Source organism: Mesorhizobium hawassense, from assembly GCF_003289945.1.
Taxonomy (GTDB): Bacteria; Pseudomonadota; Alphaproteobacteria; order Rhizobiales; family Rhizobiaceae; genus Mesorhizobium; species Mesorhizobium hawassense.
In genome coordinates this window covers 46425-59569 of the sequence record NZ_QMBP01000014.1, presented here as the reverse complement: position 1 = coordinate 59569, position 13145 = coordinate 46425, and the positions used below count along the sequence as shown (strand labels likewise).

Here is a 13145-nt window from a genome sequence, read left to right as displayed (position 1 = left end):
CGTGGGCAGGCTTGGTAGGGTCTAGCCTTCGAATACCGAAGGACCTGTTCATGTTGCCGGACCACCAATCCATCGCCCCGTCGGTTCTCTATTTTGGAACACCCGTCGTCCTGATGGTCACCCGCAACCGCGATGGCACAGCCAACATCACACCCATGTCGTCCGCATGGGCCCTGGGTTCATGCGTGGTCCTCGGCTTGAGTTCGGCGGCGCAGGGGGCGGTCAATCTCCTGCGCGACGGCGAATGCACGCTCAACTTTCCGTCGGCCGGCCTGTGGGCGAATGTCGAACGGATTGCACACACCACGGGTGTGAATCCGGTTCCGTCCCACAAGGCGGAAATGGGCTTCGTCCATGAATCCGACAAGTTCGCCTTGGGCGGTTTCGCCGACCAGCCGAGCGAGTTGGTCCTGACGCCGCGTATCGCGCAATGCCCCTTGCAGTTCGAAACACGCCTGCTGACCAGTCACAGCAGCGCGAAGCAACGCCACGGCGCGTCCTCGACGCATCTGATCATGGAGGTGGATATCCTGCGCGTTCACGCGCACCGCAACATCGTCGTGCCGGGAACGAACCACATCGACACCGCTCAATGGAATCCGCTGTTTTACGTGTTTCGCCACTATTTCGGCGACTCGGTCGATCTGGGCAAAACCTTCCGGGCCGAACATTGACGGCGCCTGCCCGATCAGGTCGCCTTGGCCTGCTCGCGCAGATTCCGGTGCGAGGCCATGAATGTGCGCTCGGCCTCCGTCGGCGGGGGTGGACTGACGGCGTGGCCGAGCGCCGCAACGACCTCGTCGATATTAAGGAAGCGGCGGCCGCCACGGTCATAGACGCCGCCGGTGGTCAGGATCAGCGCCGCCGTCTCGCCGCCATCGAGGACGAAACGGTGCCTGCCGATGACAGATGTGCCTTCCCAGGTCTCGATCGACGACACCACCTCGAAGCGGCGCCACAGCTTGATCTCGCGCACATAGGCGACCTGCAGCCCGCCGATCATCGGCGCCCAGCCTTTTTTGCGCGCCAGCGCGATGAGGCCGACGCGCAGGAAGATGTCGATGCGGCCGAGGTCGGCCAGCATCATGTAGCGCGCATTGTTGAGATGCAGGTTGAAATCGATGTCGATCGGCAGGCAGCGAAAGGCCAGCCGGCTTTCATCGCCGACCCGATAGGGGCCACGGCTTGACGCCGTGGCCATGGTGCGGGCCATTCGCCCCCAGACATACATGGTCGGGTTTCGTCAGGCGGCCTGCTTAACCTCGCCCTTCTGATAGGGGTCGAAGCGCCGGTAGAAGGTCTCGCCCTTCTCGGCCATGTCGAGCAAAAGCTTCGGCGCCTTGAACTCGACGCCGTATTTCTTCTGCAGGCCCTTGGCGATCTTGACGAAACGCTTGGCGCCGATGCCGTCGATGTAGGACAGCGCGCCACCGGTGAAGGGCGCGAAACCGAACGCCAGGATCGAGCCGACATCGGCCTCGCGCGGATCGGTGACGATGCGCTCTTCCATCACCCGCACTGCTTCCAGCGCGATGGTGACGAGCAGGCGCTGCTTCAGCTCCTCATAATCGACATTGTCGGGGTTGAGTTGCGGGTAGAGGTCCTTCAGGCCCGGCCACAGCTTCTTCTTCGCCGGTTTCGCCGGATAATCGTAGAAACCCTTGCCGTTCTTGCGGCCGAAGCGCCCATGCGTGTCGACCATGGTGTTGATCAGCGCCATCTGCTTGGGATCGACCGCCTTCTCGCCCAGATCCCTGATGGTCTGCTTCATGATCTTCTGGGCAAGGTCGACCGCCGTCTCGTCGGTCAGCGCCAGCGGGCCGACCGGCATGCCGGCGGCCTTGGCGGCATTCTCGATCATCGGCGCCGGCACGCCTTCGATCAGCATCTTGTAGGCTTCCGACATGTAGCGCAGCACGCAGCGGTTGACGTAGAAGCCGCGCGTGTCGTTGACGACGATCGGCGTCTTCTTGATGGCGCGCACGAAGTCGAACGCGACGGCCAGGGCCTTGTCGCCCGTCTTCTTGCCGAGGATGATCTCGACCAGCATCATCTTATCGACCGGCGAGAAGAAGTGGATGCCGATGAAGTTCTTCGCCCGCGCCGAGTTCTTGGCCAGTGCGGTGATCGGGATCGTCGAGGTGTTGGAGGCAAAGATCGCCGACGATTTCAGCACGGCTTCGGCCTTCTCGGTGGCGTCCTTCTTGACGGCCGAATCCTCGAAGACCGCCTCGACGACCAGATCGCAGCCGGCAAGGTCGGCATAGTCGGCCGTCGGCGTGATCAGCGACAGAAGCTTGTCCTTGTCCTCGGGCTTGGCGCGGCCCTTCTTGACCTGGTCGGTCATCAGGCTGTCGGAATGCGCCTTGCCCTTCTCGGCCGACGGCAGATCGCGGTCGAGCAGCACCACCGGAATGCCGGCACGCGCGGTGACATAGGCGATGCCGGCACCCATGAAGCCGGCGCCGAGGATGCCGATCTTCTTGAACTTGGTGTCAGGCACGCCGGCCGGGCGGCGCGCGCCCTTGTTCAGTTCCTGCAGTGAGACGAACAGCGAGCGGATCATCGCCACGGCTTCCTTCGACTGCATGATCTCGGTGAAATAGCGCTGCTCGATCTTCAACGCCGTGTCGAACGGCACCAGCAGGCCTTCATAGACGCATTTGAGGATCGCGGCCGCGGCCGGATAATTGCCGTAGGTTTCGCGACGCAGGATGGCGATGGCCGGCGGCCACAGATTGGCGCCGGCGGCCGAATAGATCGGGCCGCCGGGCAGCTTGAAACCCTTCTCGTCCCAGGGCGCGACCGGTTTCAAGCCGTTCTTGATCATCGCCTTGGCGGTCTCGACGAGTTTCGACGGCTCGGCGATTTCGTGAATCAGGCCCATCTGCTTCGCCTTCTGCGGCGACAGGTTCTGGCCGGTGGTCAGCATCTGCAGCGCCTGCTGCTGGTCGGTCAGTCGCGGCACGCGTTGTGTGCCGCCGGCGCCGGGGAAGATGCCGATTTTCACTTCGGGCAGCGCCATCTTCACCTTGTCGGAATCGGCTGCGACACGGCCATGGCAGGCGAGCGACATCTCGAAGGCGCCGCCCATGCAGGTGCCGTTGATCGCCGACACCCAGGGCTTGCCACAGGTCTCGATCTTGCGGAACAGGCCGGTCATGATGCCGGCATTGTCGAACAGCGCCTTGGTCGCCTTCTCGGGGTCGTGCTCCTTTTCGACGGCGAAGGTGGCGAGCATCTTCTGCAGCAAAGTGATGTCGGCGCCGCCGGAGAAAGAGTCCTTGCCGGAGGTGATCACCGCGCCCTTGATGGCGGCGTCGGCCACCACCTGATCGACGATGGCGTTCAACTCGCGCATCGCCTCCTCGGTGAAGACGTTCATCGAGCGGTCCCGCATGTTCCAGGTGACCAGCGCGATGCCGTCGGTGTCGGCGTCGAGGGTGAAATTGGTGTAGCTCATCTCTTCTCTCCCCGTCAGACGCGTTCGATGATGGTTGCGGTGCCCATGCCGGCGCCGATGCAGAGCGTGACCAGCGCTGTGTTCAGGTCGCGGCGCTCCAGCTCGTCCAGCACCGTGCCCAGGATCATCGCGCCGGTGGCGCCGAGCGGATGGCCCATGGCGATGGCGCCGCCATTGACGTTGATCTTGTCGTGCGGGATCTCGAAGGCCTGCATGTAGCGCAACACCACCGAGGCGAAAGCCTCGTTGAGCTCGAACAAATCGATGTCCGACAGCTTCATCCTGGCGCGCTTGAGCAATTTCTCGGTGACGTCGACCGGACCGGTCAGCATCAGCACCGGCTCGGAGCCGATATTGGCGAAGGAGCGGATGCGCGCGCGCGGCTTGAGGCCCATGGTTTTCCCAGCCTTCTTGGAGCCGAGCAGCACGGCGGCGGCGCCGTCGACGATGCCGGACGAATTGCCGGCGTGATGGACGTGGTTGACCTCCTCGACCTCCGGATGCTTCTGCACGGCAACCGCGTCGAAGCCGCCCATCTCGCCCGGCATGACGAAGGACGGGTTGAGCGAGGCCAGCGACTGCATGTCGGTCGAGGGCCGCATGTGCTCGTCATGGTCGAGGATCAAGAGGCCGTTCTGGTCCTTGATCGGGATGACGGAGTTCTTGAAGCGTCCATCCGCCCAGGATTTTGCGGCGCGTTTCTGGCTCTCGACGGCATAGGCGTCGACGTCGTCGCGCGAAAACCCGTATTTGGTGGCGATCAGGTCGGCCGAAATGCCCTGCGGCACGAACCAGCCTGGCAGGCCGACGGACGGGTCCATGAACCACGCGCCGCCGGACATGCCCATGCCGACGCGCGACATCGATTCCACACCGCCGGCGATGACGATCTCGTCCGCGCCCTGCGCGATCTTGGCGGCGCCGAAGTTGATGGCGTCGAGGCCGGAGGCGCAGAAGCGCGAGATCTGCATGCCGGGCGCCTTGGTGTCGTAACCGGCCTCGAAGGCGGCGGCGCGCGGAATGACGGAGCCAGCCTCGCCGACCGGGTCGACGCAGCCGAAGATGATGTCGTCGACATTGCCGGTGTCGAGCCCGTTGCGGTCGCGCAGGGCTTCCAGCGTCTTCGCGGCCAGACGCACCGCCGGCACCTCGTGCAGCGAGCCATCCTTCTTGCCTCTGCCGCGCGGCGTGCGCACGGCGTCATAGACGTAAGCTTCGGCCATTTTCGTGCTCCTTGGCTTTGCCGGCCGTGTCGCTCAGAGAGAGCGCCCGATCAGCAATTTCATGATCTCGTTGGTGCCGCCATAGATGCGCTGGACGCGAGCGTCGCGGTACATGCGGGCGATCGGATATTCATTCATGTAGCCATAGCCGCCATGCAGTTGAAGGCATTCGTCGACGACTTTGCCCTGCAGGTCGGACAGCCAATATTTGGCCATCGAGGCGGTGACCGGGTCGAGGCCGCCATCGATGTGGCGGGCAACGCAATCATTGTAGAAAACGCGGCCGATCGTGGCCTCCGTCTTCAATTCGGCGAGCTTGAACTGGGTATTCTGGAAATCGATGACCGCCTTGCCGAAGGCCTTGCGCTCCTTGACATAGTCGATGGTGATGGCCAGCGCCCGTTCGATCATGGCGATGGCGCCGGTGCCGATCTGCAGCCGCTCCTGCGGCAATTGCTGCATCAGCTGTACGAAGCCCTTGCCTTCCTCATGGCCGAGCAGGTTGGAGGTCGGCACGCGCACGTCGTTGAAGAACAGCTCGGAGGTATCGTTCGACTTCAGCCCGATCTTGTCGAGGTTGCGGCCGCGCTCGAAACCCTCGACCTCATCGGTCTCGACGACGATCAGCGAGGTGCCCTTGGCGCCCTTGTCCGGATCGGTCTTGGTGACGACGATGATCAGATTGGCGAGCTGGCCGTTGGTGATGAAGGTTTTCGAGCCGCTGATCTTGTAGTGGTTGCCGTCCTTCTCGGCGCGGGTCTTGACGCCCTGCAGGTCGGAACCGGCGCCGGGCTCGGTCATGGCGATGGCGCCGATCAGCTCGCCGGTCGCGAGCTTGGGCAGCCACTTCTGTTTCTGCTCTTCCGAACCGTAATGCAGGATGTAAGGCGCGACGATCGAATTGTGCAGGCCGATGCCGAAGCCGTCGACGCCGACATGGCCGATCGCCTCGATGATGGCGCTCTCATGCGCGAAGGAGCCGCCCGCGCCGCCATACTTTTCCGGCATCGAGGCGCAGAGCAGGCCTGCGGCGCCCGCCTTCAGCCAGCTCTCGCGGTCGAACATCTCGTTCTTCTCGAACTCGTCGTAGCGCGGCGCGATCTCTTCGGCCATGAAGCGCGACGCCATGTCGTAGAGCATGCCGACCTCGTCCGCCGCCCAGGCGGGCTTCGGAAGACCAAGAATTTCGGCTGGATTTGTCGCCACGATTTCCTCCGCGTTCCGACAATTGTGGGCCGGCGGTGCCGGCCCGACAAACCTAGAACGCTTCCGCCGGCAGCGCCATTAGCGTGTCCGCGCCACTGGAAATGCGGGCAAGCCGCGTCGCCGTTTCCGGCATGATGCGCTCCATGAAGAAGCGCGCCGTCACCAGCTTGGTGTCATAGAATACGGTGGCGCCATTGGCGCCTTCCGCCAGCTTCGCCTGGGCGGACCTGGCCATCTGGGCCCACATATAGCCCAGCGCCACAAGACCGAAGAGATGCATGTAGTCGGTCGAGGCGGCGCCCGCATTGTCGGGCTTGGCCATGCCGTTCTGCACCAGCCACATCGTCGCCGCCTGCAGGTCGTTGAGGCCCTTCTTCAAAGCCTTGGTGAAGGGCGCCATCTTCTCGTCGGCGCGGTTCTCCTCGCAGAACTCGCCGACCTCCTTGAAGAAGGCCTGCACGGCGCGGCCGCCATTCTGCGCCAGCTTGCGGCCGACCAGGTCCAGCGCCTGGATGCCGTTGGCGCCTTCATAGATCATGGCGATGCGGGCATCGCGCACGAACTGGCTCATGCCGTGCTCTTCGACATAGCCGTGGCCGCCGAACACCTGCTGCGCCATCACCGCGTGGTCGAAACCCTTGTCGGTGAGCACGCCCTTGACCACCGGCGTCATCAGGCCGGTGTAGTCGTCGGCCGCCTGGCGGTCCTTGTCGTCGCCGGCGCGGTGGGCGACGTCCGACTTGATCGCCGTCCACAGCGCCAGCGCGCGGCCGGCCTCGTTGAAGGCCTTCATGGTCATCAGCGAGCGGCGGATGTCGGGATGGACGATGATCGGGTCGGCCTTCTTGTCCGGCGCCTTGGCGCCCGACAGCGAGCGGCCCTGCAGCCGGTCCTTGGCGTAGGAAACGGCGTTCTGATAAGCGATCTCGGAGACCGAAAGCCCCTGCAGGCCGACACCGAGGCGGGCCTCGTTCATCATCGTGAACATGGCCTTCAGGCCGCCGTTCAATTCGCCGAGCAGCATGCCCTCGGCCTCGTCGTAGTTCATGACGCAGGTCGAGTTGCCGTGGATGCCCATCTTCTCCTCGATCGAGCCGCAGGAGAGCGTGTTGCGCTCACCGGGATTGCCCGAGGCATCGAGCTTGAACTTCGGCACGATGAACAGCGAGATGCCCTTGACGCCTTCCGGCGCACCCTCGGCGCGGGCCAGAACCAGATGCACGATGTTGTCCGACATGTCGTGCTCGCCGGCGGAGATGAAGATCTTCTGGCCGGAAATCCTGTAGCTGCCGTCGCCGTTGGGCACGGCCTTGGTGCGCAGCAGGCCGAGGTCGGTGCCGCAATGCGGCTCGGTGAGGTTCATGGTGCCGGTCCAGCCGCCCTCGATGAGCTTCGGCAGCCAGGTCGCCTTCTGCTCATCGCTGCCATGGGTGACGATGGCCGCGATCGCGCCTTGCGTCAGGCCGGGATACATCATCAGCGCCATGTTGGCGGAGATCATATATTCGGAGACGGCGGTATGGACCGCGTAGGGCAGGCCCTGGCCGCCGAACTCGGCGGGCGCGGCAAGCCCCATCCAGCCGCCTTCGCGATATTGGTCGTAGGCGTCCTTGAAGCCCTTGGGTGTCGTCACCGAGCCATCGTCGTGGCGCACGCAGCCTTCCATGTCGCCGACGCGGTTCAAGGGGTGCATGACGTTTTCGGCAAGCTTGGCGCCTTCGGCGAGGATCGCCTCGAGCACATCCGGCGTCGCGTCCGAGAAGCCAGGAAGATTGGAGTAGCGCTGATAGCCCAGCACATCGTTGAGCACGAACAGCGTGTCCTGAATCGGCGCCTTGTAGGTCGTCATGGCTTCCTCCACCCTCAGTCCGCCCGGCCAGCAAATTGTCCACGTCCTGGACGGGAGGCCGGGCCCAATATCGATGCCCGATAGCAAATATTGACGTTTGCGTAAACGTCAACTTGGTCGCAGTCAAAATTTTTGTGAGCGCCCAGGCATTGTGGCGACAAAAAAGCCGCGCGGCTATAGCCACGCGGCTTTCCATTTCCGAGGATTGTCGCAGTCGACGGCGGACGTGATCAGCCGGCGGCGCTGGCCTGCGGCGCCGCCGTGCGCTCGCTGAGCATCTGACGCACGGCCGTCATCGAGTTGCTCAACTCGCCGATGGCGTCGTCGATCAGCGCCCGCTGCTTCTGCAGGCGGGCGAGCTGCTTCTCCGACTTGTCGAGCGCCAGCCGCAACTGCTTGGTGTTGGTGCCGGTCGGATCATAGAGATCCATCATCTGCTTGACGTCGCGCAGCGAGAACCCGACCTTGCGGCCGAGCAGGATCAACTTCAGCCGGGCTTTGTCACGGCGCGTATAGAGACGCGTCGAGCCGTCGCGATGCGGATTGAGCAGGCCCTTGTCTTCATAGAAGCGCAGCGTGCGCAAGGTCACGCCGTATTTCTTGGCCATCTCGCCGATACGGACGAATTCCTCGCCTGCTTCAGATGGAATGTCATTGGTATTGGCCGCGGCCTCGCCGGGCGAAACAAGTTTCATGGTCACTGGCTTTCCCCTGATGGCGTCGCGGTCGCGGACCAAGCGTCGCCTGAATGGAAGCGGGGGCGTGCTTCCAAACGTGGTTTCAACAACAAATCAATCGCAAGAGGCACGGCTTCGCACCTTTTACGTTTACGTCAATCCTATATCGACAGCCGCAGGGTGACGCAAGGGCGTTGTCGAAGCGGACCTTTATGCCGCACCCGACAGGCGGCTCACGATTTATGCGCGGCTTCTTAAGCTTGGTTAACGCCTTGTTTACCACGTTGGGCGAAATGTGCGCATGTCGGTCACCCGTGTTTATCCTGTAGCGAATTTCTCACGGTTTTTCGAAGCGCGGGTGAAAACCCGGGAAGTCCGTCTTCCTCCGCAGCAAAACCGCTCGGCCCGCTTCGTTCCCGGCAGGACTCTGGGAAACCGGCCTCCAGCCGGCCATTCTGAACACGGGCGCATCGATGAACAGCAAGCGGTCCTATCTCGATACACTCAACGCCGGCAGGCAGCGCCGGCCGCATGCCTCGCTCGAAGAACTGAACCGCTCGCTGGAAACGCTGGAGCAGCGGCTGGATCGCACGCGCGCCGACATGCCCGATCGCCCCGACCTGCGGCGGCCAGCCGCCGAACCGCGCTATCCGAGCACGCAGCCATACGGCCAGCCACGCTGGTATGAGGATCCCTATTCCGCGCAGAGACCTCAGGACCGCGCGCCGCAAAATCCGGCGCCGCAAAATCGCGCCCCGCAGAACCCGACCCCCGCCGCGCCTGCGTTCGGCCAGAGCTATCAGGCGATCGCGCGCGACATCGATCGCGTGCGCGGCCAGGAAGACAGCGTCGCCATGGTCGGCAAGATCGCCGTCGAGCTGCGCGGGTTGCGCGAGGAACTGCGCCACCAGATGACCGCCGGCCTGCAGCGCGAATTCGAAGCGTTCCGCCAGGACATCGATCGTGCCATGCAGGCCAACAGCCAGCGCGGCGCGGACGGCATGCCGGACAAGAGCAGCGCCGAGCTCGGCCTCGAATTCGAACGGCTATCGGGCGCCATCCAGACGCTCGCCGAAAAGAGCGACGACCGCAGCGTCAACCTGCTGCGGCTCGAACTGGAGCAGGTGAAGGGTGCGCTGGACACGCTGGCGCGCGAGGAAAGCGTTCAGAAGGTCGACAGCCGCTGGGACGATTTCGATCGCCGCTGGAGCGCCTTCGAGGATCGCGTCGACGCCGATCAGCGCAAGCGCGCCGAAGGCCCGAGCCTCTCGGTTCTGACCGACCGGCTCGAACAGATCAGCAGCGCCGTCAATAGCCTGCCGGAATCGCTTTCGCTGCGCTCGCTGGAAGAAAAGGTGCGCACGCTTGCCGGCGCCGTCGACCGCTTCGCCGGACAGCAGACCGCGCGCGGCGGCGAAACGCTCGCCATGATCGACGAGCGGCTGGACGAGATTTCGCGCGCCATCGTCGCCTCGACCGTGGCGGCGCAGGCCAATGCCTTCGATCCCGAGAGCTTCGGCCGGATCGAGAAGCGCATGGCCTCCCTGGCGGTGCAGATCGAAGAGGTCGCGCAGTCGCGACCGGGAGCCGAAGTGCTCGATCGCCTCAGCCTCCTCAGCAGCCGTGTGGACCAGCTGGCCGGCCGGGCCGACCTGCCCGAGCAGGCCATGGAGCGGCTCGGCAAGCAGATCGCCTTGATCACCGACAAGATGGACCGCGCGCCGGCGATGCCCGACGCCGACCAGATCTTCCATGGCCTGGAGCAGCGCTTCGACGCGCTGTCGATGCTGCTCGAGCGCCGCCAGGGCGACGCGATCGAACAGGGCAATGTCCTGTTTCGCGATCTCGAGCGGCGGTTGGACGAGGTCGCCGACAGGCTCGACCAGCGCATGCGCCAGGACGACAGCGCCGGCATAATGGAAGCGATCGACGCCCGCTTCACCGCGCTTGCGCAGCGCATCGAGACACGGCAGCCGGATCCCGCCAACGAAAAGGCTATCCGTGGCCTGGAAACCCGGCTCGAGGATATTTCCAGCCGGCTCGAGTCGTCCGCCGCTCAACGCGCCGCCGAACCGGCCAACGATGCGGCGATCCGGGGGCTGGAACGCCGCCTCGAAGACATTTCCAGCCGGCTGGAATCGTCCGCGCAGCAGGTCGCGGGCATCGATCCGGCGCTGATCCGCAGCCTCGAGGCGCAAGTCGCCGGCCTGTCGGCGCATCTCTCCAAGCCCGGCACGCCGCTGCCTGAATTCGAAGACATCAGCCCGCGCCTCAACGACATCGAGAAGTCGCTGGCCGGCACGCGCGATTCCATCCTGAGCGTGGCGCGCGAGGCGGCCGAGAGCGCCGTAAAATCGCTCGCCGACTCGACGTCAAGCACGGCCCAGACCAACGCGACCGCGGTTGCCGGCCTCGCCCAGGACCTGAAGACGCTCGAAGCACTCACCCGCCGCTCCGACGAACGCAACTCGCGGACATTCGAGGCGATCCACGACACGCTGCTCAAGATCGTCGACCGGCTGGGCTCGCTGGAATCGAGCGAGACCAGCGAAGCGGTCAGCGAACTGGTCGATCCGCAACCGGCCGGCAAGCGCGGTGGCCGCGGCGGCAAGATCGCGGTGCAGGACGCGCCCTCGATGGACATCGACCAGCCGCTGCCGCTTACCGGCGACATGGCAGATCTGGAAGGCCGCGCCGCGGCCATCATGCGCAGCGAGCCGGCCTCGGCACGGACGCCCGCCGAAGCGGCGGCCGCGGCCGCCATGGCGGCACTCGGGCCGGACGTGGTCGGCGACAAGGGCGCAACGGCCGGACGCAAGAAATCGATGTTCAGCGGCCTGACGCGCGCCTTCAAAGGCAAGAAGGATGCGGACACGCCGCAGCTTGCGGGCTCGGAGCCCGTGGCCGACGTGCCAAGCGTCGACATCGACGAGCCGCTCGACCCCAAGGCCGCCAACCGGCCCTTGGAACCCGGTTCCGGCGCGCCGGACCTCAACGCCATCATGAAGCGCGTGCGCGACGAACGCGGCGGCCAGCCGGTCAAGCGCGCGGAGAGCGATGCCGCGAAGTCCGATTTCATCGCCGCGGCCCGCCGCGCGGCCCAGGCAGCCGCGGCGGAAGCCGACACGTTGAAGCGGCAATCGACCATGACCGGCCCGGTGAAGGCGCTGAGGATCGGCGACCTGCTCAAGGCGCGGCGCAAGCCGATTCTGATGGCGGCAGCGGCGATCATGCTGGCGCTGGCCGGCCTGCAGTTGGGCAAGGCGTTCTTGTCCGATCCGGTCGAAGTGGCGAACAACCAGCCCGCCCCGCTCGTTTCGACGCAGACGGTCGACACGGCCTCGCTCAATACAGCCGCGGCGCCGCAAGCCAGCACGCCGAAGATTGATGCCGGGGCAGCACAGGCCGAAAACGCGCCTGCCCGTCCCGTCAGGCAGGCGGAGCCCGTCCAGGAGACGGCACCGGCCGCATCTGTCCCCGCAAGCCCCGAAAGTGCAGCTGTCATGCCGGCCGAACCGGCACCCGAGCCAGTGGCGCTTGCGACGGCTGCAGCACCGGCGCCGACACCGATGGCTTCCGCGACGCCATCCGAACCCGCAACCGCGACGGACACGCACGGCGATACGCAGCCGGCGGCCAAGGAACCGGTGGCGACCAAGCCGGCTGCCGAAGCCGCCGCGGCCAACGCACCCACCTCAGCCGACACGACCGGCGCGGTGCCGCCGGCGAGCAGCCAGGCGGCGGCAGCCAAATTCGACATTCCGTCCGAAATCGGTCCGGTGGCGCTGCACGATGCAGCCGCCGGCGGCGACGCCAAGGCGCTGTTCGAGATCGGCTCGCGCTATGCCGAATCGCGCGGCGTGAAGGAAGACATGAAGGCAGCCGCCAAATGGTATGAGCAGTCTGCCGAGCTCGGCTTCGCGCCGGCCGAATATCGTATCGGCAATTTCTACGAAAAAGGCATCGGCGTCGCGCGCGACGTCAAGAAGGCCAAGACCTACTACCAGCTCGCCGCCGAACAGGGCAACGCCAGCGCCATGCACAATCTGGCGGTGCTGTTCGCCATGGCGGCGGACGGCGTGACCGACAATGAATCGGCGACGCACTGGTTCCAGGAGGCCGCCGACCTCGGCGTCAAGGACAGCCAGTTCAACCTCGGCATCATGGCCGCCAAGGGTGTCGGCATGAAGCAGAACCTGGAAGAATCCTATAAGTGGTTCGCGCTGGTGGCCAAGACCGGCGACAAGGACGCGGCCGGCAAGCGCGACGAGATCGCCAATGCGCTGCGTCCCGAGCAGCTCGAGCGGGCGCGCGCCGCCACGGAACTGTGGAAGGCCAAGCCACTCAACGCGGCCACCAACTCGGCCGACGTTCCGGAATCCTGGCAGGACAGCGCGCCGCAGACCACCGCCGGCATCGACATGAAGAAGGCGGTGAAGAACATCCAGCTGATCCTCAACAAGAACGGCTATGATGCGGGCAGCGCCGACGGCGTGATGGGCGGCAAGACCAAGACCGCCATCATGGCCTTCCAGACCGACAACAAGATGAAGCCCACCGGCGAGGTCGACGCGCCGCTCGTCAAGGCGCTGCTGGCGCACAAATAACGGCAGACGCGTCGCATACGCGACGCCCTGCCATACATTTGCCTGTTAACTGATTGAGATGGTTTTTGTTTCGGCGCGGCGGCGGGGTTTGGATCCGCCGCCGCGCCGGCGCAATAAAAA

The 13145-nt window shown here is 64.9% G+C and carries 8 protein-coding genes; 2 read left to right on the top strand and 6 right to left on the bottom strand.

All coding sequences use genetic code 11. The features are described 5' to 3' along the window. Nucleotides 1–50 precede the first annotated feature (50 nt). Complete coding sequence (locus DPM33_RS25095; protein ID WP_112100091.1) at nucleotides 51–674, top strand: flavin reductase family protein; 624 nt, start codon at nucleotides 51–53, stop codon at nucleotides 672–674. A 14-nt stretch (nucleotides 675–688) separates the two neighbouring features. Here DPM33_RS25095 and DPM33_RS25090 read toward each other — a convergent pair whose 3' ends face one another. The 6 genes from DPM33_RS25090 to DPM33_RS25065 form a co-directional block, all read right to left on the bottom strand. Further along, nucleotides 689–1231, bottom strand: coding sequence for a thioesterase family protein (locus tag DPM33_RS25090; protein ID WP_112100090.1), 543 nt, complete (start codon nucleotides 1229–1231; stop codon nucleotides 689–691). A gap of 12 nt (nucleotides 1232–1243) precedes the next feature. After that, on the bottom strand, nucleotides 1244–3463 hold the full coding sequence (locus DPM33_RS25085) for a 3-hydroxyacyl-CoA dehydrogenase NAD-binding domain-containing protein (RefSeq protein WP_112100089.1): 2220 nt from the start codon (nucleotides 3461–3463) through the stop codon (nucleotides 1244–1246). A 14-nt stretch (nucleotides 3464–3477) separates the two neighbouring features. Next, on the bottom strand, nucleotides 3478–4686 hold the full coding sequence (locus DPM33_RS25080; protein WP_112100088.1) for an acetyl-CoA C-acetyltransferase: 1209 nt from the start codon (nucleotides 4684–4686) through the stop codon (nucleotides 3478–3480). Between the two features lie 33 nt (nucleotides 4687–4719). Next, nucleotides 4720–5892: an acyl-CoA dehydrogenase family protein gene (locus DPM33_RS25075; protein ID WP_112100087.1), complete on the bottom strand. Its 1173-nt coding sequence runs from the start codon at nucleotides 5890–5892 to the stop codon at nucleotides 4720–4722. 52 nt (nucleotides 5893–5944) lie between these two features. Beyond that, nucleotides 5945–7741: an acyl-CoA dehydrogenase gene (locus tag DPM33_RS25070; RefSeq protein ID WP_112100086.1), complete on the bottom strand. Its 1797-nt coding sequence runs from the start codon at nucleotides 7739–7741 to the stop codon at nucleotides 5945–5947. A 230-nt stretch (nucleotides 7742–7971) separates the two neighbouring features. Continuing rightward, nucleotides 7972–8436 (bottom strand): MerR family transcriptional regulator, encoded by a 465-nt coding sequence (locus tag DPM33_RS25065; RefSeq protein ID WP_112100085.1) that lies wholly within the window; start codon nucleotides 8434–8436, stop codon nucleotides 7972–7974. A gap of 455 nt (nucleotides 8437–8891) precedes the next feature. On the opposite strand from DPM33_RS25065, the gene DPM33_RS25060 reads away from it, so the two are divergent. After that, nucleotides 8892–13025, top strand: coding sequence for a peptidoglycan-binding protein (locus tag DPM33_RS25060; RefSeq protein WP_112100084.1), 4134 nt, complete (start codon nucleotides 8892–8894; stop codon nucleotides 13023–13025). The last annotated feature ends 120 nt before the right edge of the window (nucleotides 13026–13145 follow it).

What these genes read in the sequence shown, in the direction of transcription:
- DPM33_RS25095 (WP_112100091.1), top strand. Translation starts at nt 51, where the DNA reads ATGTTGCCGGACCACCAATCCATCGCCCCGTCGGTTCTCTATTTTGGA.
- DPM33_RS25090 (WP_112100090.1), bottom strand. Translation starts at nt 1,231, where the DNA reads ATGTATGTCTGGGGGCGAATGGCCCGCACCATGGCCACGGCGTCAAGC.
- DPM33_RS25085 (WP_112100089.1), bottom strand. Translation starts at nt 3,463, where the DNA reads ATGAGCTACACCAATTTCACCCTCGACGCCGACACCGACGGCATCGCG.
- DPM33_RS25080 (WP_112100088.1), bottom strand. Translation starts at nt 4,686, where the DNA reads ATGGCCGAAGCTTACGTCTATGACGCCGTGCGCACGCCGCGCGGCAGA.
- DPM33_RS25070 (WP_112100086.1), bottom strand. Translation starts at nt 7,741, where the DNA reads ATGACGACCTACAAGGCGCCGATTCAGGACACGCTGTTCGTGCTCAAC.
- DPM33_RS25065 (WP_112100085.1), bottom strand. Translation starts at nt 8,436, where the DNA reads ATGAAACTTGTTTCGCCCGGCGAGGCCGCGGCCAATACCAATGACATT.
- DPM33_RS25060 (WP_112100084.1), top strand. Translation starts at nt 8,892, where the DNA reads ATGAACAGCAAGCGGTCCTATCTCGATACACTCAACGCCGGCAGGCAG.